Here is a 19,647-nt window from a genome sequence, read left to right as displayed (position 1 = left end):
GGGAGTTGTGTGTGCCGACAAGAGATCTTGGGTAGGGCAGATCGTCCTACGGTATTCATGAAAGAGAGAATCACATGGCAGCAACCTGCCAGGTGACCGGGGCCGTTCCAGGCTTCGGGCACAACATTTCGCACTCGCACCGTCGCACCAAGCGCCGTTTCGACCCGAATGTCCAGAAGAAGACGTACTACGTGCCGTCGCTCCGTCGCAACGTGACCCTGACGCTCAGCGTCAAGGGAATCAAGACGATTGACGCTCGTGGCATCGAGTCGGTTGTCAAAGACCTGCTCGCCCGTGGGGAGAAGATCTAATGGCCAAGCAGCAGGACGTCCGTCCGATCATCAAGCTCCGCTCGACCGCCGGCACCGGGTACACCTACGTGACCCGCAAGAACCGCCGCAACAACCCAGACCGTCTCGTGTTGAAGAAGTATGACCCCGTCATCCGCCAGCACGTCGAATTCCGCGAGGAGCGCTAACCATGGCGAAGAAGAGCATGATTGCCAAGAACGAGCAGCGCAAGGTGATCGTCGCCCGCTACGCGGCGAAGCGCCTTGAGCTGAAGAAGGCCCTGGTCGACCCGGCGTCGACCGACGAGCAGCGCGAAGAGGCCCGTCTCGGCCTGCAGAAGCTGCCGCGCAACGCTTCACCGGTGCGCGTTCGCGGCCGCGACGCCATCGACGGTCGCCCACGAGGCTTCCTCAAGCAGTTCGGTGTTTCGCGTGTTCGCTTCCGCGATATGGCTCACCGGGGAGAATTGCCCGGAATTACCAAGTCAAGCTGGTAAATTCGTTGCAATGACGGGGTTTCCGATAAGGTTCCCTAGAAAAATTCAATGCTGAACTGAACCAAACGCTCATGCTGGAACAACCAGCAGGTGTGAATGTGTCAAATGTCCGAGGAGGACTTCGAATGAACCGTACCGAGCTTGTCGCGGCTGTCGCCGCATCGTCTGGCCAGAGCCAGGCCGCTGTTAACGGAGTGCTTGATTCTCTCTTCAGCACCCTGGCCACCGAGGTGGGCAAGGGCACGAAGGTCACCATCCCCGGATGGCTCTCGGTTGAGCGCACCCACCGCGCCGCGCGCGCAGGTCGCAACCCCGCCACCGGCGAGGCAATCCAGATCGCTGCCGGCTACGGTGTCAAGGTCAGCGCTGGCAGCAAGCTGAAGGCTGCAGCCAAGTAAGTACGTTCTCGGGAGGGGTGCGGACCACATCGGTCTGCACCCCTTCTGGTGCTTAACCGCAGGTTGAGGATCAAGCCGTTCTGCGACGAAACGCACAAGGTGATCGGCCTCAAGACCGAGCCGCTGACCGAGACCTAACCCTGGTCGGCGGTTCCGCACTCATCCACGACAAGACGTGGTCCTCGAGCGCGACCGCCTCGGGACGTGCGCGCGTGAAGTGGTCCGTCGCCGCGATGAGTGAATCGAAGTAGAACCAGGCGAACCCATGATCGAGCTGCATGACTTCAAATTGATCATTCTTCTTCTCGATGTAGCCGAGAAGACCGCGTGCGTCGTGCTCGGACACTCGCCTGTCGCAGATCCGCCACCGATCAGAGGTGAGCGGTTCGATGAGGATGTCCTCCGCGCTCGTTCCCGAACCCGACGGCGGCGCCTCGTTCGACAACACGCCACAAGAAATTGCGTCGACCATGATGACTCTCCTTGACCATCAAGAAACCCAATGTGGGGGTGCGGATGCTGAGGGAAATGGAACGCCTACTCCTGTTGGACGATCAGCGCCCTGATGTCAATTGGCTGGGTGACGGCTATGTCGGATCCAGAGTCGGTCAGCGCTCCGGGTACGTCAGATGTGCCTCCACCGGATGCCATGCTGCGGATCATGCCTCGTCACCCAGAGCTGTTCGCCAGGCTGCGCTGCGACCAGCGACCAGCCACCCGTTCACCACTTCAGCGTTTGCTGTGGCAATGATTTTTTCCAGCACCGTACCGACTGCAGGGCGGGGCTGGTGGTGTTGATGTACCGCGCCGATCTCGGATCCGATGACTACGGATGGTCGGTGCCACCGTGGTTCGATCTCCATGCTGTGCCTCCACATTTGATGGAGCTCGACTGAGCTCCTCACAATGCGCACTCCGAGGTCTGGAGAGAACGACTACGTAAGTCCTAGTTGTAGACGAGAACGTACAGTCTGTCAAATTGTTCTCAGCTATGTGACCCGCATGAGCGTGACCGCGAGAGCGCTACGCCCCCGATTCGGTGGCGGCGGCGGTGGCAAGAACATCTATGGACCGATCGGTGACTCCCTCGGCAACCAACCGAAGGCTGAGGTTGTTGCTGCGGGCGTAGTTGCGCATGGCCCTGAACGCGTCATCCATTTCCATGGATCCGGTCTGCGAAAGAACACCCTTAGCCTGCTCGATCAGGATTCTGCTATCGAGAGCGCGCTGGAGTTGTTCTGAGACGATGTCGGACTCGCGAATGAGGCGCTCCTGCAGAATGCCAATGGTCGCGACATCCGCGAGAGCCTGCACAACGGCAGCGTCGGGAGCGCTCAACTCTCCGACGCTCGTGCTGAAGAGGTTCATCGTTCCAATGACCTGCCCTCGCAGCCTCAGCGGTGTGGCGTTCACGGAGTGAAAACCCTGCTGTAGTGCGGCTGCCCGGAACTCGGGCCACTGCGTGCCCGACGCGTCAATATCGGCCACGGCCACAGCAGTACCCGTCGCGAAACAGTCCACGCATGGCCCACTGCCCGCATTCAGCTGCATGATCTCAACGAAATCTGCTTGCTCGCTGGTCGACGCCACGAGTTGCAGCTGGCCCAACGGGTCGGAAATCATCAAACCACCGGCCTGCGTACCCACCAGGGCAGTGCACTCCTCGACCAGCGTGTGGAGCAGGTCGACGACGTCGTAATCGGCAATCAGGGTGTCGGCAAGTTTCACGAAAGCCGCGTTGAGCTTGGCTTCTCTCGATAGATCACTCATCTGAAAGTCTCGTTTCTTTCTCGCACCTGTATCAACGGTACTCGTTTCACTCGGTCAAACCGCGAAAGTCGAGTCGGCGCATCACGACATCGCGCGCCACGACCTCTATCGTTTGCCCGCTGGAAAAGGCGTGAGCTCTGAGACGGGCGAATGCCTCCGTGGCGCTCGTGTCGAGCTGTGCAAGAATCATGCCGGTTGCCTGGTGCACTTCTCGCCGCAATTCGGGGGCCAGCTTCACGTCTGGGTGCTCTTCCCCGGCAGACCAGACGGCACGACGCAATGCAGCCCCGGCGGCCGCCCCGGCAAGGGCGAGAGCCCTTTCCACATCATTGATGCTCAAAGCACCCGCGCTGGAACGGTAGAGATCGACGACACCGACAGTGACTGCACCCATGACCAGGGGAAAGGCGAACAGCGCACTCACCCCGATGCCCTGAACGGCGGCGCCGAAGATCGGCCATTCCGGCTGTCCATCAGAAATATCGGGAACGAGGACGGGCCGGCCGGTGCGAAACGCCTTCCAGCGCGGCCCCTCACCCAACTCGAATTGCAGCGCGTCGACCCGAGTGGCGATGGCGTCACTCGCACAGATCGTTGAATGCTGTCCCGGCCCGCCGATCAGCGATACGGATGCTCCCGTAATCGGAAGGCGCTCGAAGAATGGACCGCATAGGTCCTCGCGGGAGAGCGGTGACCCGGACGGATTCTCTTCGGAGACCGCTGCGCTTTCATCGGTCATTAGTGCCTTTCAGGCGTGTGCTCTACTCGGACGAAGCCGCGAGTTTCAGCGGGAGCAACGTCTCCTGTGGCCCTCGACCGCGGCCATTCCAGAACAACCGTACGCCCCAAACCGAAATAAATGATCCCAGCCAGCGTCATGGGAAGAACATCTAAGCCGCGCCGACAGCCACCCGTTGCCGTACTCGCAGCGGCTACCCCTCGACCGCTTCCAGCACGGCGTCTATGCACCGGCGATCACTCAGGATGCGAAAGTGTCCCGCTATGGGCAGCAGGAGATTGGTGGCACCGACCAGCTCGCTGCCCTCCGGAATGTGCGGGTCGAACAATCCGAAAATCGACGTGATGCGGGCGTTGACGGCCACTTCAGTTGCCAGCAGCGCAGTGATGGCGTGGGACGGCGAGAATGCGCGGAGGCTGGGCAGCAGCATGAAACGCGCATACCGGGATCCGGAGAATGGTGCGCAGACCGCAGCCATCGCGTGCACCCGGCCCCGGGCATCCGGTTGCATCATCAGGAACTTGCCGATCAGTCCGCCCTTGCTGTGCGCGACGATGGCGACATCACTCAGATCCACACGCTCGAGGTAGTCGGCAACGAGTTGGGCCGCCCGGTCGACCGGAATGCGGTTGTTCTGCAGCATCGTGACGACGTGCACCGGATGCCCGGCCTGGTGTAGCGCGTCGACCATCGGCCGCAGGAACTGCCAGGTCTCGTAGATGCCGGGGATGACGATGACCGGCCGCCCGGTTCCGCTATGGAAGTCGGGCCTCGACGTGCGGGTGGCGGCGGCCCGCAGCTGCCAATAGCCGGCGTACGCGTAGTCGAGCACCCACCAGCAGGCGCGTTGCAGCACCCTCACGGTGCGCCGCCCACGGTGGAAGGCGCCGTGGTGAACGAGCGGATGGCATCCGCCACCACCGCGGGCTCACTCTGCTGCACGACGTGCCCGCACCCGGGGATCTGCAGCATCCGCCCGGCCGGGGCCCTCGCCGCCAGCACCGCACTCCAGACGGCGCCGACCACCGGATCCCGGGCGCCACGCATCACCAGCACCGGCGCGGAGACGTCGGTGATCCGCTCGTCCGTCGGGTAGGCCATCATCTCGGGAAGCTCCGCGAGGTACCACCGCGGCCCACAGCGCAGGTAGTCGGTGAGGACGATCAGGTTGGTGGATGGCGACTCGACGAGGAAGTCAGTCGCGAGGGCCGCCACCTGGCGCAGCACGGTGCGTCGACGCGCGTCGACGACGGGCCCGATCAGCACCACCCGTGACACGAGGGTCGGCCGCTGCCTGGCCAGCTCGACGGCGAACTGGGATCCCATCGAGTGGCCGACGACCACGCATTCGCCCACACCACTCCTGTCGAGGGAGTCGCCGATCAATGTCGCATACTGCTCGACCGAGACGTGGTCGGGCGGCTTCGGCGTGCCACCGAACCCGGGGAGGTCGAACGAGATGACGGTAGCGGATGACCGCAGCTCGCGGTGCAGTTTCGCGAGGTAACGATGGGACATGCCGATGCCGTGCAGCAGCACGAACACCGGCGCCTCCTCCGCGCTCGCCGTGGAGGTATGCATTCGACAGGCCAGGCCGTCAACCTGTACGAACTCCCTACGTGGTGGTGTCATCCTTCGAGGGTAGGCCGCACAACTACGGCCCGGGAGGAGCGAGCTGGCCCAAGAACATGCACATGCTACAGTATGTGCATGGCGACGCTGGATAGACGGGTGCAGGTGCTGTTCGACCCTGCGGTCTATGCATTGCTCGAGGCTGAGGCGGTGGCCGAGCGGGAGAGCGTCGCTTCGCTCATCCGTGAGGCCGTGAATGAGCGGCTGGAGCGCAGGCGCGTCTCGCGGCGCGATGCTCTTGAACGTTTGCTTGCGAGTGCCGACTCCGACGGTCCGCCGATCGATTGGGAGGCCGAGAAAGAATCATTCGAGCGTGATTACCTGCGTGACCTTCCGTGAAGGAGAATGCTTACCTCGTCGACAGCGCGGTTGTCGTCTACGCATTAGGGGCTGACAGTCCCTGGCGACAGTCGTGCAGGCGGCTACTCGTGCAGGCTGGTCAACAGCATTTTCGCGCATACGCGAGCGTGGAAATGGTTCAGGAACTCGTACACCACAGGCTCCGCCGCAGTGGTGATCGAGCGGCGTCCGCACAACAGGGCCGCTACGTATCGTCACTATTCACTCTGCTCAATTTTGACCGCGAGGTGCTCGACCTGTCGCTTGATCTGATTGAGCGACTGCCGATGATTCGCGGTCGTGATGCGGCGCACGCCGCCACGGCACTCGCCTACGGCATCGACACGATCGTCTCGCCTGATCGCGCCTTTGACGGCATTCCGAGCATCACCCGGCTGGACCCGAGCGATTTGGCCTAACTGAAGTCAGCTGGGCGTCAGGCGAGCCCGGTAGTAGTCCCGCACCCCGATGAGATTGGAGCGTCGGGCGGCCACCAGGAACTCCCGGTCACCCAGATCGGTTGACCCGTAGCGCCATTCCTGGCCGATGGCCCGCCGGAACAGCTCAGCGCGTTGCGACACGCTGCCGGAGATACCGAAATGACGCATTAGATCCTTCACCAGAACCCCGGCTCCATAGATGGAGAAGCTCTCGTTGGCCTGACCGGCCATCCAGCACACCGCGGCGGCAGCAGTGTGAGCGGCACTCCGGCGCCTGAAAATCTGCGGGTCGCCCACCGCGACCCGGGCAAGAAGGCGGCGGCAGGCGGTACGGAACTCGATGTCGAACAACTCCGCGCAGCATCCGTCAACCAGATCGAGTACCTCGCCCACCCGTCCGTGCACGTCACTCGGAATACCAGACCAATCAAAGTCCTCGTCGGGGAGCGGTACCATGTCGAGGCGGGCGAGAGCATCCGCGCCGCCAACTGCGCGCGCCAGCACCTCGATCATGTACTCGTCGTGGTTCATGGACTCCAACCGCCGGGACTCCAGCTCGGTCTCGGCGAAATGCTGGAGCACCTTCGCTTGCTCCTCCCGTTGCGGGTCGTGCACCGCCTCCAAGAACTCGGGCTCGAACTCGGTGAGGGACGCGAGGGTCTGCGTGGTCAGCTCGGGAGAGATGCCCCTCACCGCATGGCTGTACCGGATCAGCGCACGCAGCAGATCAGGCACGAGCAGGAGATCGTCAACGGGTACCGCAAGCTTGCGTGGAATCCAGTCCATCAGGGCGATCTCAACGGACACCGGGCTCCAGCGCAACGGGTCGCCAGGGCCGGTCGTGGCCCCGAACTCGAGCAACGACTGCGCCATCATCCGGTTGTTCTCATCATCGAGTTGCTGAGCGAACGCGGAGGCAAAGAACTCGTCGGAAATGGTAGCAAGCTCCTCGCTGGTCCACTCCTGTCGTACATAGCCCGTCCCGTCTGGGGGAAGGAGTGACAGCATCCACTCGGTCAGCGGCCGGACGGACGGCCAAGTCTCCGTCTCGAAGGGCGGGAACGTGGCTGATTGTGCGATCGAGTACGAACGCGTCCTTCACCACAGTCCCCAGGTTGTGGTCGATGTAGACGAGGATGCTGCACTCCCGGCCACCGGGAAGGCGGACACCGAGCACGATATTGTCGCCGTCCCCAAGTACATGCGTCATCTCCACGGCACGATAGGGCTCCACCTGGTCGAGCCGGATGATCCAGCCGGGAAGCGGATGCCGCCGTTCGGCCACTTCGCGTCGAATCCTTGCTTCCAACAATTCGTCGTCCTGCATCCTCGCGAGCACGAGCAGCAGCGCGTCAGTTTGCCGGTGACCGGTCTCGAGGAACATCTCGAACAGTTCGGGAAGGGACGGCTGGTTTTCGGCGGATGCGAAGGGATCCTGCTCACGCGGGTCCAGCACCGAACCGAGCGCACTTGCCCGGAGCAGGAAAGCCATCGGATGGGGTTCGCGCAGGGCGTCGTCCAGGCCGGCGAGCAGCTCAAGTTCGGGTAGCTCGACGCGGTCTGACCCAGCGCTCGGCCGCGGCGGGCGGCGCCCGGGTTGGCGAGTACTCGTTCGCTTGGGCTCGTGCCGGTTCCGACCCTTTTTCGAAGACATGGCCACCACTTTACAAAACTGGAGGCTTGGCAGACTCGCCTAGGCTGGATGGGTGACCAGGCTCGTACGCATCGTCGGTCCAGCGCTCCTGCTGGCCGTGGCGTTGGTGGCACTCTTCGGGGCCCTGGCCTTCGGCGGTGGGGCAGAGGCTCCCCTCATCAGCGATCCAGGTCCGATCGTGCGTTTCGGCCTGCCGGTGGCCAAGCTCTTATTCAACCTCGGTGTCGCCCTGACCATTGGCACGCTGGTGCTCGTCTGTTTCGCGCTGTCGAAGGACGAAGACGCCTACGACGCTGCCATCGATATCGCCGCCGGCGGTGCTGCCTTCTGGACCGTCGCATCCGCCGGCACCGGATTCCTGACCTTCCTCAGCTTCTACCAGCGCCCGGTCTCATTCGATCCTGCATTCGGGCAGACCCTGACCCAGTTCATCGGCGACACGGAGGTGGGTCGCGCCTGGCTCATCATCACGTTGATCGCAGCGGCAGTTACGGTGCTGTGCTTCGCGGTGCGCAACCCGACCGCGCTCATTTTCGTGACCGTCCTGGCCGGTGCGGCACTGCTTCCAATCGCGGAACAGGGGCACTCGGCCGGCGCGGCAGGGCATGACGCAGCCGTCTCGTCTCTCGGATTGCACCTCGTGTTCGCGGCCGTCTGGCTGGGTGGGCTGCTCGCCATCGTCCTGCTGCAGCGAACCCTGAAGGGCGGGCGCATCGGGCCCATCATCGCCCGCTACTCGAGTCTCGCGATCGTCTGCTTCGTGGTGGTTGCGGTGTCAGGCTATGTGAACGCCGCGCTCAGGGTGGGCTCGCTCGACCAGCTGCTGACACCGTACGGCGTGCTCGTGAGCGTCAAGGTTCTCGCCCTGCTCGCCCTCGGCCTGTTCGGGCTGGCCCAGCGTCGCTTCCTGATTGACCGGATGCAACGGGCTGAGAATGGCGGGCGCGGATACTTCTGGTGGCTGGTCGCGGCGGAACTCGGGTTCATGGGCCTCGCATCCGGTGTCGCCGCAGCACTCGGCCGCACCGCAACGCCGGTCTCTGAGGAGTTGGTGACGTCGACTCCGGCCTTCATCCTCACCGGGGAACCGTTGCCACCGGAGTTGACCGCAAGCAGTTTCTTCACCGAGTGGCGCTTCGACGTGCTCTGGATCCTGGTGGTCGCCTTCCTCGCCTTCTTCTACCTGGCCGGGGTGTGGCGTCTGCACCGACGGGGGGATCGCTGGCCGGTGCTGCGCACGATCTCGTGGCTGGCCGGTCTGCTGCTGCTGTTCTACGTGACCAACGGCGCCCTCTACGTCTACGACAAGTACCTGTTCAGCATGCACATGCTGGGACACATGCTGCTGACCATGATGATCCCGGTGCTGCTGGTTCCTGGCGCGCCGATCACGTTGGCTGCGCGGGCCATCCGCAAACGAGCGGATGGCAGCCGTGGCGCTCGGGAGTGGATCCTGATGGCCGTGCACTCCCGGTACGCCTCGGTGCTGGCCAACCCGATCGTCGCCGCCGTGCTGTTCGCCGGGTCGCTCTGGGTGTTCTACTACTCACCGCTGTTCCGCTGGGCGGCGAGCGAGCACATCGGCCACATCTGGATGGTCGTGCACTTCCTGGGTACCGGCTACCTCTTCGTGCAGGCGCTGATCGGGATCGACCCTGTGCCGTACCGGGCGCCGTATCCGTTGCGCCTGCTGCTGTTGCTCGGGACGATGGCATTCCACGCCTTCTTCGGGCTGTCGCTGATGACCGGCACCGGGCTGCTGCTCTCCGATTGGTACGGCGCGATGGGCAGGGACTGGGGGCCGAGCGCGATCGCCGACCAACAGGCGGGCGGCGGGATCGCGTGGAGTATCGGCGAGATCCCGACGATAGCGCTGGCCATTGCGGTGATCATCAGCTGGGCCAGGAGTGACGACAAGATCTCGAAACGGTTGGACCGCAAGGCTGATCGCGACGGCGATGCCGACCTCGCTCAGTACAACGCGATGCTGGCGAAGCAGGCCGCGCGCGACAAGCGCTCTTAGGCGGGTCGAGCCTGTCGAGGCAGACCGCCCTAGCGCGGCGTGATCAGCAGGCTGCCGTCGCCTGGGAACGTGATGGCGTACTCGACGTCGAACGGCACGTCTTCATCGAGGGTCGACAGCGACCCGTCGAAGAGTGACCGCACTTCAACTGTGAGGTGGGCCACCGCGGGTGTTGGCGGCACAACCCAGACCCCTGGGTCAGGCGACGGGGCGATGGTGACCTGCGGGTACAGCACGATCGACCACGCCGGAAGCCCTTCGATGCGGTCGCGGATGCTCCGACCGAACGGGCAATCCGTGGGGAGCAGCACCTGCTGCGTCGCGCAATCGTCGAGGTACGCGGCCAGCTCGGTGTTCACCTGGTCGACGAACGCTTTGCTCGCGCGAATGTCCAGGTCCGCCGTCGTCACCCTGGCCGAGCTGCCTGCCAGGAAGGTCGCCGGCTCGGCCTCCAGGAACTTCGACTGGTGCGACAGCGTGTAGATGCCGGGGGTCATCACCTGGAAACGGCTCGGCTGGTTGGCACCGTCAACGCTGGTGACCGGCACGCCGTTCACTTCGAAATCGGCCGCGTGCCGTGGGGTCGCCTCCAGCACGCCGACCGGGCTGCGGGTGAATGTCCAACCGGAGAACACGCCCATCCGCGCCCCGGTGTGTTCCACCCAGAACTCGACTTCTTCGGTGATGCGCTCGGTGAACCGGATCTCGAAAACCAGCGTGTGTTCGTTGCCGACCCCTTCGTCGGAAACGAGGCTGTATGAGCGCAACGGTCCCATGGCATCCGGAACCAACAGGTCGGGCAAAGCATCAGGCGGATGCTCGACACCCGGCATCGCCAGCGCACCTTCCAGGTCGTGGCGGCTGAGGGCGTCCAGGTAGGAGGAGACGAAGCCGGCCGCGCTGTAGAGCGTCGAGTTGAGTGTGATGACGGTGCCGGCGAACGCCAGAATGAGCACGCCGAAGACCACGCCCCAGCGAATCGCCCATCGGCTGGCCGCGCTCGAGTTGTCCTCCCCCGCGTGCGTGACCATGACGCCATCCTAAAGGTCGCCCTTCCGGCCGCCCTCCGCGACGAGAACAACTAGATTGTATGGATGCGCGAACTCGAGCTATCGGCCGAGCAGGACGCCGTCTACGAGACGATCGAGAACACCCGCGAGAACATCTTCGTCACCGGGCGGGCCGGCACCGGCAAGTCCACCCTGCTGAACCACCTGTCGTGGAACACCTCCAAGCAGGTGGTCATCTGTGCGCCGACCGGGGTGGCGGCGCTCAACGTGGGCGGCCAGACCATCCACTCCCTGTTCCGGCTGCCGATCGGTGTCATCGCCGATCACGACATCGAGCAGAACGGCGACGTGCGCAAGCTGCTGAACACCGTCGACACCCTGGTCGTCGACGAGGTGTCCATGGTCAACGCCGACCTGCTGGATGCGATGGACCGTAGCCTGCGCCAGGCCAGGCAGCGCCCGCATGAGGCATTCGGTGGCGTGCAGCTGGTGCTGTTCGGTGACCCGTACCAGCTTGCGCCGGTGCCGGGCGATGCCGATGAGCGCGCCTACTTCAGCGACCAGTACCGCTCGATGTGGTTCTTCGACGCGAAGGTGTGGAATGACACGGAGTTGCGGATCTTCGAGCTGAACACCATCCACCGGCAGCACGAGGAAGAGTTCAAGGCGATGCTGAATGCAGTTCGCCATGGGCAGGTCACCGCCGAGATCGCCGGTCGCCTCAACGAGACCGGTGCCCGGTCGGCACCGACGGATGGCGCCATCACCCTGGCAACGCGCAATGACACCGTGAACCGCATCAACGCGAGCGAATTGGCCAGACTCCCTGGGCGGGTGCTCACAGCAAAGGCGGAAATCTCCGGCGAGTTCGGCGGGCGCGCCTATCCTGCCGACGAGAAACTCGAACTGAAGGTCGGCGCTCGAGTCATGTTCCTCCGCAACGATGTTGACCAGCGCTGGGTGAACGGCACCGTCGGCACTGTCACCAAGATTGCCACCACCGTATGGGTCGACGTCGACGGCGAGGAGCACGAGGTTCAGCCGGCGGTGTGGGAGAAGTTCAAGTACACGTACTCGCCTGCGACCAAGCAGCTGCGCCGCGATATCGTCGCCGAGTTCACGCAGTTCCCGCTGAGGCTCGCCTGGGCGGTCACCATCCACAAGTCGCAGGGCAAGACCTATGACCGGGCGATCGTCGACCTCGGCCAGCGCTCATTCGCCCCCGGACAGACCTACGTGGCGCTCAGCCGAATCACCGAGCTGGACGGGCTCTACCTCACCAGGCCGTTGCGGCCGTCCGACATCATCGTCGACGAGAACGTCCAGCGCTTCATGTCGCAGGCGTCGACGATCCCGGGCATTGCCGCTTCGTAGTTGCGCCTACGCGGCAGCCTTCGCGGCTGACAGGTCTTCGAACAGCTCGGTATTGAACCGGTAGGCGATCAGCACCTCGTCGATGACCCGCTCGCGCTCCTCCGCCGACCAGTCAACGGAATCCAACTGTTCGCGATACGTGTCTTTGAAGTCTTTCGGGCTGGCGATCTCATCGAAGAAGTAGAAGCCGACCCCGTTCGTGTCGAAGCCGAAGTGGCGTTGCATCAGGCGGCGGATGTGCTGCCCGCCGGACAGGTCACCGAGGTAGCGCGTGTAGTGGTGCGCGATGAATCCGCCGCTCCAGGTCGCGGCAACCGTGTTGATCCGGTCGACGTAGCGCTGTGTCGTCGGCAGCGGTGCGATCTGCTCACGCCAGTCCGGGCCGATCAGGAAGGACAGGTCTGCCTCGATGGCGGGCAGGCGGGTCAGGCGCGGTGTGATGAAAGCGGATGCCACGGGGTCGCCGGAAAAACCGGCCTCCGCAGCCTCCAGCGCCTCGTAGATGAAGTAGTGCTGCGCGACCAGGGCGATGTAGTCGTTCCTGCTGCCCTTGCCCTGCATGAGGTCGGTCATGAAGCCTGCGCCTTCACTGGCTCCGTGGCTGGTCCAGGTGCGCTCTCGCAGAGCGGTGGAGAAGGAAATGGTTGTCACGGTGCTCGCCTCATGGTCGAAGTTAGGTGAGCCTTAGCTTAGCAGCGGGGCTTCGCGCCGTCAGTGCCCGGTGTGAACGGTTTGGTGCGATTCAGGTTGGTGCAGGCATCCACTCAATGAGGGCGCGGGGTGATTCCCAGCTTCTCGCAGGCCCGGTCATAGAGCACGACGATCTCACGCCGGATCTCTGGTCGTTCCGAGATGGTGGTCGACCACGGAACCGTCAGTGCGGCGCTGGTGCCGCCCACGGTGTAGGTCCACTGACCGCCTGCCTCGTCGAGGTCGATCATGGTGGCGGAGCTGGCATCCGGATCGCCGAAGGCGCGTGCAATGAGCAGGTTGTCTTCTGGGTGGTCGCCGTTCATGTGGGAGAGCACCGCGGCAACGACGTCGGGGGAGAATGTTGGCACGAAATCTACGGTACCCGGTTCGGCGATGCGTAACGATGGGGTATGGCGATAACCCCTGACAGCAAGAATTGGACCTGGACTGCCGAACGGCAGTGCCCTGAGTGCGGATTCGACGCCTCGGCGATCGATGTGACGGCCGTGGGCGGACTGGTTCGTGACAACGCGGCGGCGTGGAAGCCGGTGCTGTCGCGCGACGACGTGCGTCAGCGCCCGGATGACCACACCTGGTCGCCGCTGGAGTATGCGGCGCACGTGCGCGACGTTCACCAGGTCTACCTGCAGCGGCTCGAACGGTTCCTGGTGGAGTACAACCCCACCTTCATCAACTGGGACCAGGATGAGGCGGCCATCGCAGAACGCTACAACGAGCAGGACCCCGAGCAGGTGCTGGCCGAGCTGTTCGAGGCGGCGGAGGCTGTGGCATCCGCTTTCGACGCGGTGCCGGCGGATGCCTGGAACCGCACCGCCGAGCGTTCCGACGGGGCAACGTTCACCCTCGACTCATTCGCCCGTTACTACCTGCACGACATCGTGCACCACCTGTGGGACGTCGAGCACCAGCGCTAACGCGTTCATCCGTCACCTGCGGACACGCCCGCGGGGCGGATACCTGCGTGTCCGCAGCTGACGGGTGGGCGACTAACCCTTGTCGACGGTGACCTGCAGGAACTGCACGCGCGGCGGATTCTCCGGCGTCAGCTGAAGTTCGGCGCGCAACCGGCCCGCATGGCCCGGGATGAACCAGACCAGGTGTGATGGGGAGTTCGACTCTTCATCCTGAGGGCGAGGGGCAGCGGATGCGTCGAGCCCGCCGATGCGTTCAACAGCCTTGGCGATGGACTTCCGCCGCCGGTCGTAGGGGTCGTCCAGGGCGACATTCTCGGAAAAGAGGCGGTCGGCAGCCTCATCGCTCCACTCCCGGATCAGCCCAGTGGCGGCTTGCTGGGCAACACGAACCGCAGGGAGCAGCCGGTCGATCGGCTTCGGTTTGCGCGTCGAGACCAGGTGGTCGAGCACTTCGATCACGGCGACCGGAACACGCGAGCCGGTGGCGTTCTCGAAGGCGACCATGCCCACGCCGCTGGTCTGGGACCAGCGCATGTGCGCGGAAAAACCCGGGTACCCGCCCGAGTGGCAGGTGATCACATCGCCCCCGGGGTAGTGGTTCGTGTGCAGCCCGAACCCGTACCCACCCGGACGACCGGGCTCCGCCACGAACCGCTGCACCTGCTGCAGCTCGCGTCGGGAGGCGCGAGACAATGGCGAGCCGGGCGCATCCACCCCTTCGTCGTCGAACGCCTCAGACATCCAGTGCGCCCAGCGCGACAGGTCGGTCACGGTGCTGAACATGCCACCGATCGGCGAGAACGCCCCGGGGCCCGAGAATGGCAGCGGCTCCCAATGGTCATCGAGCCAGCGCGTGCCCACGGCAACTCCGCCGGCGGACTGGACGGAGGTGTCGAAGCCGGTGCCGGTCAGCCCGAGCGGGCGGATGAAGCGTTCGGTGACAAAGTCGATGAAGGTCGTGCCGGTCACCACTTCGATCGCCCGACCGACCAGGGCGAAGCCCAGGTTCGAGTACGCGAAGGTCGTTCCGGGGACGGTATCGAAGGTGAGGCCGCGGCGGAGGAAGGCGTCGAGTTCGTCGTTGGTCATCGACTCCTGGCGGTCGCCCCACGGGTTGTCGGTTGGGAAGCCTGCCGACATGGTCAACAGCATCCGGAGTGTCGGCACGGGGGAGTCGGCGGTGGGCAGGGCGACGTCGGTGAACGCCGGGACGTAGCGGGTGATCGGGTCGTCAAGACTCAGCGCTCCGGCATCGCGCAGGGCGAGGACGCCGGCCGCGACGAAGCTCTTGGTGCAGGATGCGACGCGGTAGGCGGTGTGCTCGGTCGGGGTGGTTCCGTCGGGCAGGGTTCCCGTGGTGCCGGTGGCGACCAGTCCGCCGCGATCGAAGACACCCCACACGGCGCTGGGTGCGTGCCCGCGGCTGTGCCGCTTCGCAAAGTAGTCGGTGATGTAGTCGAGGTCTGGTTGCTGGATGGCGTGGGTCACGGTTCCATCATCCACTCGCTGGTTGAGCTTGTCGAAACCAGACGAGCTTGCCGAGGCACCACCACGGTTCGACAAGCTCACCTGGTCTCGACAAGCTCGACCCGCTTTGCTATCGCAGGTGCTCGTCGAGGAAGGCGACCGTGCGCTCGAAGGAGAGGGCGGCGACGGCCGGGTCCCAGGCCTTCTCGATCGATTCGTTCGCGAATGAGTGCCGGGTGCCGCCGTAGGTGTACTCGGTGACCGGCGTTCCGTGGTCCTTCAGGTGCACGACCATGCTCTCCGGGTCGCCGCGTTTCGGCCAGTCGTCGACCTCGGCGAGGTGTAGCAACACCGGGCACGGGGTGACGCCGTACTCGGAGGAGTTGAGGCTCCCGTAGTAGCCGACGACGGCATCCGCTGCCCCGCCCTGGGCGTGGAGCAGTGCGATCCAAGCGCCGACGGAGAACCCGATCACGCCGATGCGCTCGGTTCCCTGGGTGCGGGCTTCGAGGATGGCGTCGTCGATGATGGCCAGGCACAGGGCGACATCGAGTTCGTCCCGCAACTGCCTGGCTGTGCGGGCATCCTTCGTCGCCACCCCGTTGTACAGGTCGGGCACGACGACCCGGAAACCGAAGGTCGACAGCGCCTCGGCGTACTCCGTCACCCATGGCAGCCGGCCGTACCAGTCGTGAATGACGACGGCGAGCGGATGCCCCGGCTCGCCGTATTCCAGCGACCAGCCGGGCGAATCGATCGGGATCAGTTCGGCCATCCTGGCTCCCTCAGACGGTGAATGGTGGTGCAAACATTCGCCACTCTAGCCGTGGACCGCCGCTGTTCAGGCGGAGCGCGCTGTCAATTCTGCGCGGATCGGCCAGTCCTGGTCTTCGAGGATCACCTGTGCGCATCGACCGGTCTTCGAGTTGACCACGATGGGTGCCATCAGGTTGGTGGTCGTCCCGGATTCCGACGCGTTCGCGACCACCAGCACCATGGCGTCCTCCGGCGCGCCAATGCCGAGGGTGAGCGCCTGCTCATCAGTGATCTCCGGCGTGTACCACGGCAGGTAGACGGCCGCGTCGAGCACGTAGAGGCGGATACCCGGGTCGCTGGCGGCGTGGAGTGCGTAGAGGCCGGCCGCACCGTTGACGTCGTCGAGGATGAAGTCGGTGAGGGGCGCGAGCCCCGGCGGGGGACCGGTGAAGGTCAGGACGGCGGTCATCGCAGGAAGTCCATCAGCGTCGGCTGCAGCACTCGCGCGGTGACGGCGAGGGCGGACTGGTAGGTGACCTCCTGCAGCTTCAGCTCGAGCACCACCTCACCCAGGTCGACGTCTTCGATCCCCGATCGCTGGGCCTCCAGTGATCCGGATCGTTCCATATTCGTCTCCTCGGCTCTCAGGATCTGCGCGTGCCTGGCACCCACGGCGCCGTGCTGGCCGAGGATGGCGTTCAATCGGGTGTCAATGTCGCCGAGGCGTGGGCCGACATTGGTGCCATCGCGCAGGTTGGCGACGATCGTGTCGACGAGGGCAAATACCGAGTCCGGGCCGTTCCCGAACACCTCACTGCCGTCCACGTCGACACGCACCGTGGTGTTCGCGTCGATCGGTCGCTGAACTGTGCCACCTGTGGAGTTATGCGTGTAGCCGGCTCCGAAGGCGGCACCAGCATCGGAGGTGCCGGCGAAGATTGTGCGGCCCAGGTACTGGGTGTTGGCGGTGCTCAGTAACTCGTCCCTGAGCCCCTCGAGCTCGATCGCAATGGCCTCTTTCGCTTCCGGTGACATTGAGCCGTCGTTGGCGCCTCGCACGGTGAGGTCTCGAATCTTGTGAATGAGAGCGGTGGATTTGGTCAGCGCAGAGTCGACTGTGGAGAGCCAGCCCTTTCCGTCGTTGATGTTGCGGGAGTGCTGGTCGTTTTGCTTCTGTTCAGCCCGCACTCGCATGGAGTCTGCGGTGCCGATCGGATCATCCGATGGCTTGCTGATCTTCTGGAGGCTGGTAGCGCGGTCCTGCAGCCTGGCCAGTTCGCTCATGCTGTGCTGCAGGTTCTGCTGGGCGGCGCGCATCACCGTCTGGTTGGTCACTCGCGAGATCATGGCCTACCTCCCTACCACTCCGGTGCGGTTGATCAAGGTGTCGAGCATCTCGTCAATGGCGGTCATCACCCGGGCGGCGCCCTGGTATGCGACCTGGTGGGTGAGCATGTTGATGTTCTCCTCGTCGAGGTCGACGGATGCGTTGGACAGCTGGTTGCCGACGGCGGCGGATGCTGCCAGCTCGCCCAGAACCGCCTGCTGCATCTCAGAGCGGCTGGCAACGCCAGTGCGGGTCACGAACGTTGACCATACTTTGTCCGGTGAGCCGTTTCCGGTCCCGAGAGCCGAAATCGCGGCTGCGTTGGATCCGTCAAGGTTGCCACCGGTCGGCGACGCAGTGGCGAGGTCAGCAACGCTGGTGGGAAGGACACTCAGGCCCAACGCTGCTGGAACCCCAGCCGTGGTGTCCATCTCAAAGAATGCTCCCGCCTGCACTCCGCTATTGGTATATCCGGCCGAATGCACTGCGTTCACGGTTTCGGCCAGGTAAGTGGCGAACTCGTTGTACTGCTTGGCTGCTTCCGCCAGGGCTCCGCCGGTTCCGGCGGGCGTGGTTGGCGCAAGCATGGAAATGGCCCCCGCCATCTCACCTGCGTCGAGGGAGACGGACGCTCCCGGTCGGTGCACCCACTCCAGGTGAACGGGAGGGTTCGCTGCTCCGTCAAGGTGGGCGCTGCCTACCACGGTGACCGGTCGGAACGTGTCGCCCGAAACGATCGCGTTGCCGCCGATAAGTACTTCCGCTGTCCCGTCAGGCAGGTTGCGCACGGTTCCGCCGCTGAGGGCCGCAATGGTGGTGGTGAGCAGGTTGCGGTGATCGAGCAGCTCGTTGACCGAGCTTCCGCTGGCCTTCGCGGCACGGATGCGCCCGTTGAGGTCGGCGACCTGGGCTGCAGCGTCGTTGAGTTCGCTGGCCATGCCAGCGAGTTCGCTTCGTAGCTGGGTCCACTGGTTGTCGACGGCCTTGTATCCGCTGGCGACTTGCGAGGTGAGGACGCCGGCCTTCTCGAGGATGATTCCTGCCGGTGCGGGCTCTCCTGGACGGTTGGCAAGATCCTGCCAGCCGGCCCAGAACTCCTGAAGCCGGGTGGATAGGCCGTTCTCGCCGGGTTCCTGCAGGCTGACCTCGAGCGAGCTCATGGTGTTGGCACGTACCGCCCAATAGCCGGATGAGGCTGCCGAGTCCCGAACGCGGGCGTCGAGGTAGACGTTGCCGAGCCGGGCGATGCCGTCAACGCTTACGCCCTGGCCGACTTGCAGCGGGGCGGACAGCGGTCCAACCTGGGCGACTGAACCAATGGAAGAGGTGGTCACGCGCTGCCGCGTGTAGCCCTGAGTCGTCGCGTTCGCGATGTTCTGCCCGACGACATCGAGACCCCGGCGCGCCGCGGTGAGGGCTGTGTAGGCGGAGTTCAGCCCGCTGAAGGTGCTCATCGGACTTCCCTAAACGCTCTGGTCGAAGAGTCGGGCGCCTGTCGCGGTGCCGCCGGAGGTTCCGCTGGCGTTGTACAGGCCGGTGTCGTCGCGGGGCCCGGCCAGCGTTTCCTGGCTGGAACGGATGGCGCTGCGCAGGTACTTCTCGTTGAGGTCGCGCAGCTCCGCGATCTGCGCGGTGAGTTCGGACATCGCGGTCAGGTGGGCGGTGAACAGTTCTGCCCAGGCACCCTCAGGCGCATGCTCGACGAGTTCGCGAAGCGTGGCGTTCTCGTCCGTTCCCCACTCGCCGGCGAGACTGCTGACCTCGACGGTGCGGGCGAGGCTTGCGGTGCGGAGCCTCTCCATGACCTGCTCTACTTCACGCGTCGCGAATTGCAGCCACCGGGCCTTGCCCGCGGCGAGCAGCAGCTGCTCCTCCTCCAGCTTGAAGACCAGGAGGTCGAGAAGTTCGCGTTCACGCCAGAGGGCGGCGGAGAGTTCGTTGGCACCCATATCTGCACTAACCCTCTCCGTTGATCCGAATTCTGACGCCGAGAATGGCTTCTCCAGCAGGCTGTTCATGCGCTTCATGTCACCACTTCCGTCGTATGAACTATCGGCAAGGGTACTACCGGCGTTAGCGATAACCCGGCGACTCGTCGGTCCCCCGGACAGGGGTAGACAGTCCACCGAAGTGAGGACAGCTTGTCGACTTTCGGGGTACAGGCGCCCCCGCACTGGGGGCAACAACCAAGCAAACAAAAGGGAATTGGGGTCGTATTGCGGGGTACAGCGTCGATACAGTGACAACACCCGACCCGAATCAATTCGAATGCATGCTTACCCAAATGCACGACAGCACCAATAG

General features: G+C 64.3%; 25 protein-coding genes. 10 read left to right on the top strand and 15 right to left on the bottom strand.

Annotation, left to right across the window (positions count from 1 at the left end):
- Positions 1–74: 74 nt before the first annotated feature.
- The 4 genes from rpmB (at position 75) to ACX3PH_RS03280 (ending at position 1,184) form a co-directional block, all read left to right on the top strand.
- Positions 75–311, top strand: coding sequence for a 50S ribosomal protein L28 (gene rpmB, locus ACX3PH_RS03295; protein WP_459089347.1), 237 nt, complete (start codon positions 75–77; stop codon positions 309–311).
- Complete coding sequence (gene rpmG, locus ACX3PH_RS03290) at positions 311–478, top strand: 50S ribosomal protein L33 (protein WP_108518565.1); 168 nt, start codon at positions 311–313, stop codon at positions 476–478. The genes rpmB and rpmG overlap by 1 nt, the downstream gene beginning before the upstream one ends.
- 2 nt (positions 479–480) lie before the next feature.
- The gene (gene rpsN / locus ACX3PH_RS03285; protein ID WP_459089344.1) at positions 481–786 is read left to right on the top strand and encodes a 30S ribosomal protein S14; all 306 of its coding nucleotides are present in this window, start codon (positions 481–483) and stop codon (positions 784–786) included.
- Between the two features lie 125 nt (positions 787–911).
- Positions 912–1,184, top strand: coding sequence for an HU family DNA-binding protein (locus ACX3PH_RS03280; RefSeq protein ID WP_459089342.1), 273 nt, complete (start codon positions 912–914; stop codon positions 1,182–1,184).
- Positions 1,185–1,293: 109 nt separating this feature from the next.
- Here ACX3PH_RS03280 and ACX3PH_RS03275 read toward each other — a convergent pair whose 3' ends face one another.
- The 5 genes from ACX3PH_RS03275 to ACX3PH_RS03255 form a co-directional block, all read right to left on the bottom strand.
- Positions 1,294–1,656 carry a hypothetical protein gene (locus ACX3PH_RS03275; protein WP_459089340.1) on the bottom strand — a complete coding sequence of 121 codons (363 nt, stop codon included), beginning with the start codon at positions 1,654–1,656 and terminating at the stop codon, positions 1,294–1,296.
- Between the two features lie 551 nt (positions 1,657–2,207).
- Positions 2,208–2,954 (bottom strand): GAF and ANTAR domain-containing protein, encoded by a 747-nt coding sequence (locus tag ACX3PH_RS03270; RefSeq protein WP_459089338.1) that lies wholly within the window; start codon positions 2,952–2,954, stop codon positions 2,208–2,210.
- Between the two features lie 46 nt (positions 2,955–3,000).
- The gene (locus ACX3PH_RS03265) at positions 3,001–3,693 is read right to left on the bottom strand and encodes a GAF and ANTAR domain-containing protein (protein ID WP_459089336.1); all 693 of its coding nucleotides are present in this window, start codon (positions 3,691–3,693) and stop codon (positions 3,001–3,003) included.
- Positions 3,694–3,886: 193 nt separating this feature from the next.
- On the bottom strand, positions 3,887–4,555 hold the full coding sequence (locus tag ACX3PH_RS03260) for an esterase/lipase family protein (RefSeq protein WP_459089334.1): 669 nt from the start codon (positions 4,553–4,555) through the stop codon (positions 3,887–3,889).
- Positions 4,552–5,325, bottom strand: a complete 774-nt coding sequence (locus ACX3PH_RS03255) for an alpha/beta fold hydrolase (protein ID WP_459089332.1) — start codon at positions 5,323–5,325, stop codon at positions 4,552–4,554. The genes ACX3PH_RS03260 and ACX3PH_RS03255 overlap by 4 nt, the downstream gene beginning before the upstream one ends.
- A gap of 78 nt (positions 5,326–5,403) precedes the next feature.
- On the opposite strand from ACX3PH_RS03255, the gene ACX3PH_RS03250 reads away from it, so the two are divergent.
- Positions 5,404–5,664, top strand: coding sequence for a hypothetical protein (locus ACX3PH_RS03250; protein ID WP_459089330.1), 261 nt, complete (start codon positions 5,404–5,406; stop codon positions 5,662–5,664).
- Positions 5,661–6,083 (top strand): type II toxin-antitoxin system VapC family toxin, encoded by a 423-nt coding sequence (locus tag ACX3PH_RS03245; RefSeq protein WP_459089328.1) that lies wholly within the window; start codon positions 5,661–5,663, stop codon positions 6,081–6,083. Before ACX3PH_RS03250 ends, ACX3PH_RS03245 begins: the two co-directional genes overlap by 4 nt.
- A 6-nt stretch (positions 6,084–6,089) precedes the next feature.
- Here ACX3PH_RS03245 and ACX3PH_RS03240 read toward each other — a convergent pair whose 3' ends face one another.
- Positions 6,090–7,112, bottom strand: coding sequence for a DUF6398 domain-containing protein (locus ACX3PH_RS03240; RefSeq protein WP_459089326.1), 1,023 nt, complete (start codon positions 7,110–7,112; stop codon positions 6,090–6,092).
- A gap of 55 nt (positions 7,113–7,167) precedes the next feature.
- Between ACX3PH_RS03240 and ACX3PH_RS03235 the strand changes: the two genes are divergently transcribed.
- The gene (locus ACX3PH_RS03235; RefSeq protein WP_459089324.1) at positions 7,168–7,653 is read left to right on the top strand and encodes a hypothetical protein; all 486 of its coding nucleotides are present in this window, start codon (positions 7,168–7,170) and stop codon (positions 7,651–7,653) included.
- A 157-nt stretch (positions 7,654–7,810) separates the two neighbouring features.
- The gene (locus ACX3PH_RS03230; RefSeq protein ID WP_459089322.1) at positions 7,811–9,781 is read left to right on the top strand and encodes a cytochrome c oxidase assembly protein; all 1,971 of its coding nucleotides are present in this window, start codon (positions 7,811–7,813) and stop codon (positions 9,779–9,781) included.
- A gap of 29 nt (positions 9,782–9,810) precedes the next feature.
- Here ACX3PH_RS03230 and ACX3PH_RS03225 read toward each other — a convergent pair whose 3' ends face one another.
- On the bottom strand, positions 9,811–10,812 hold the full coding sequence (locus ACX3PH_RS03225) for a hypothetical protein (protein ID WP_459089320.1): 1,002 nt from the start codon (positions 10,810–10,812) through the stop codon (positions 9,811–9,813).
- 63 nt (positions 10,813–10,875) lie between these two features.
- On the opposite strand from ACX3PH_RS03225, the gene ACX3PH_RS03220 reads away from it, so the two are divergent.
- Entirely contained in the window at positions 10,876–12,165 is a 1,290-nt protein-coding gene (locus ACX3PH_RS03220; RefSeq protein ID WP_459089318.1) for an ATP-dependent DNA helicase, read from the top strand.
- A 6-nt stretch (positions 12,166–12,171) separates the two neighbouring features.
- Here the strand turns inward: ACX3PH_RS03220 and ACX3PH_RS03215 are convergent, their stop codons facing one another.
- Positions 12,172–12,816, bottom strand: coding sequence for a biliverdin-producing heme oxygenase (locus ACX3PH_RS03215; RefSeq protein WP_459089316.1), 645 nt, complete (start codon positions 12,814–12,816; stop codon positions 12,172–12,174).
- A 113-nt stretch (positions 12,817–12,929) separates the two neighbouring features.
- Positions 12,930–13,226, bottom strand: a complete 297-nt coding sequence (locus ACX3PH_RS03210; protein ID WP_459089314.1) for a DUF2470 domain-containing protein — start codon at positions 13,224–13,226, stop codon at positions 12,930–12,932.
- 42 nt (positions 13,227–13,268) lie between these two features.
- Between ACX3PH_RS03210 and ACX3PH_RS03205 the strand changes: the two genes are divergently transcribed.
- On the top strand, positions 13,269–13,793 hold the full coding sequence (locus tag ACX3PH_RS03205; protein ID WP_459089312.1) for a DinB family protein: 525 nt from the start codon (positions 13,269–13,271) through the stop codon (positions 13,791–13,793).
- 72 nt (positions 13,794–13,865) lie between these two features.
- Here the strand turns inward: ACX3PH_RS03205 and ACX3PH_RS03200 are convergent, their stop codons facing one another.
- From ACX3PH_RS03200 to ACX3PH_RS03175, 6 genes are all read right to left on the bottom strand, one after another.
- Complete coding sequence (locus ACX3PH_RS03200; RefSeq protein WP_459089310.1) at positions 13,866–15,281, bottom strand: serine hydrolase domain-containing protein; 1,416 nt, start codon at positions 15,279–15,281, stop codon at positions 13,866–13,868.
- Between the two features lie 109 nt (positions 15,282–15,390).
- Complete coding sequence (locus ACX3PH_RS03195) at positions 15,391–16,035, bottom strand: dienelactone hydrolase family protein (RefSeq protein WP_459089308.1); 645 nt, start codon at positions 16,033–16,035, stop codon at positions 15,391–15,393.
- 66 nt (positions 16,036–16,101) lie between these two features.
- Entirely contained in the window at positions 16,102–16,485 is a 384-nt protein-coding gene (gene fliW / locus ACX3PH_RS03190) for a flagellar assembly protein FliW (RefSeq protein WP_459089306.1), read from the bottom strand.
- Positions 16,482–17,363 (bottom strand): flagellar hook-associated protein FlgL, encoded by an 882-nt coding sequence (gene flgL / locus ACX3PH_RS03185; protein WP_459089304.1) that lies wholly within the window; start codon positions 17,361–17,363, stop codon positions 16,482–16,484. Before flgL ends, fliW begins: the two co-directional genes overlap by 4 nt.
- 3 nt (positions 17,364–17,366) lie before the next feature.
- Positions 17,367–18,797, bottom strand: a complete 1,431-nt coding sequence (gene flgK, locus ACX3PH_RS03180) for a flagellar hook-associated protein FlgK (RefSeq protein WP_459089302.1) — start codon at positions 18,795–18,797, stop codon at positions 17,367–17,369.
- A gap of 9 nt (positions 18,798–18,806) precedes the next feature.
- The gene (locus tag ACX3PH_RS03175; RefSeq protein WP_459089300.1) at positions 18,807–19,370 is read right to left on the bottom strand and encodes a flagellar protein FlgN; all 564 of its coding nucleotides are present in this window, start codon (positions 19,368–19,370) and stop codon (positions 18,807–18,809) included.
- Between the last annotated feature and the right edge of the window lie 277 nt (positions 19,371–19,647).

It is taken from the genome of Homoserinimonas sp. A520 (assembly GCF_054489245.1).
This window is presented reverse-complemented; position numbering and strand designations above follow the sequence as displayed.

Excerpts from the sequence above, each read along its gene's own strand:
- rpmB (WP_459089347.1), top strand. The coding sequence starts at position 75 with ATGGCAGCAACCTGCCAGGTGACCGGGGCCGTTCCAGGCTTCGGGCAC.
- rpmG (WP_108518565.1), top strand. The coding sequence starts at position 311 with ATGGCCAAGCAGCAGGACGTCCGTCCGATCATCAAGCTCCGCTCGACC.
- rpsN (WP_459089344.1), top strand. The coding sequence starts at position 481 with ATGGCGAAGAAGAGCATGATTGCCAAGAACGAGCAGCGCAAGGTGATC.
- ACX3PH_RS03280 (WP_459089342.1), top strand. The coding sequence starts at position 912 with ATGAACCGTACCGAGCTTGTCGCGGCTGTCGCCGCATCGTCTGGCCAG.
- ACX3PH_RS03275 (WP_459089340.1), bottom strand. The coding sequence starts at position 1,656 with ATGGTCGACGCAATTTCTTGTGGCGTGTTGTCGAACGAGGCGCCGCCG.
- ACX3PH_RS03270 (WP_459089338.1), bottom strand. The coding sequence starts at position 2,954 with ATGAGTGATCTATCGAGAGAAGCCAAGCTCAACGCGGCTTTCGTGAAA.
- ACX3PH_RS03265 (WP_459089336.1), bottom strand. The coding sequence starts at position 3,693 with ATGACCGATGAAAGCGCAGCGGTCTCCGAAGAGAATCCGTCCGGGTCA.
- ACX3PH_RS03255 (WP_459089332.1), bottom strand. The coding sequence starts at position 5,325 with ATGACACCACCACGTAGGGAGTTCGTACAGGTTGACGGCCTGGCCTGT.
- ACX3PH_RS03250 (WP_459089330.1), top strand. The coding sequence starts at position 5,404 with ATGGCGACGCTGGATAGACGGGTGCAGGTGCTGTTCGACCCTGCGGTC.
- ACX3PH_RS03240 (WP_459089326.1), bottom strand. The coding sequence starts at position 7,112 with ATGCTGTCACTCCTTCCCCCAGACGGGACGGGCTATGTACGACAGGAG.
- ACX3PH_RS03225 (WP_459089320.1), bottom strand. The coding sequence starts at position 10,812 with ATGGTCACGCACGCGGGGGAGGACAACTCGAGCGCGGCCAGCCGATGG.
- ACX3PH_RS03220 (WP_459089318.1), top strand. The coding sequence starts at position 10,876 with ATGCGCGAACTCGAGCTATCGGCCGAGCAGGACGCCGTCTACGAGACG.
- ACX3PH_RS03205 (WP_459089312.1), top strand. The coding sequence starts at position 13,269 with ATGGCGATAACCCCTGACAGCAAGAATTGGACCTGGACTGCCGAACGG.
- ACX3PH_RS03195 (WP_459089308.1), bottom strand. The coding sequence starts at position 16,035 with ATGGCCGAACTGATCCCGATCGATTCGCCCGGCTGGTCGCTGGAATAC.
- fliW (WP_459089306.1), bottom strand. The coding sequence starts at position 16,485 with ATGACCGCCGTCCTGACCTTCACCGGTCCCCCGCCGGGGCTCGCGCCC.
- flgL (WP_459089304.1), bottom strand. The coding sequence starts at position 17,363 with ATGATCTCGCGAGTGACCAACCAGACGGTGATGCGCGCCGCCCAGCAG.
- flgK (WP_459089302.1), bottom strand. The coding sequence starts at position 18,797 with ATGAGCACCTTCAGCGGGCTGAACTCCGCCTACACAGCCCTCACCGCG.
- ACX3PH_RS03175 (WP_459089300.1), bottom strand. The coding sequence starts at position 19,370 with ATGAAGCGCATGAACAGCCTGCTGGAGAAGCCATTCTCGGCGTCAGAA.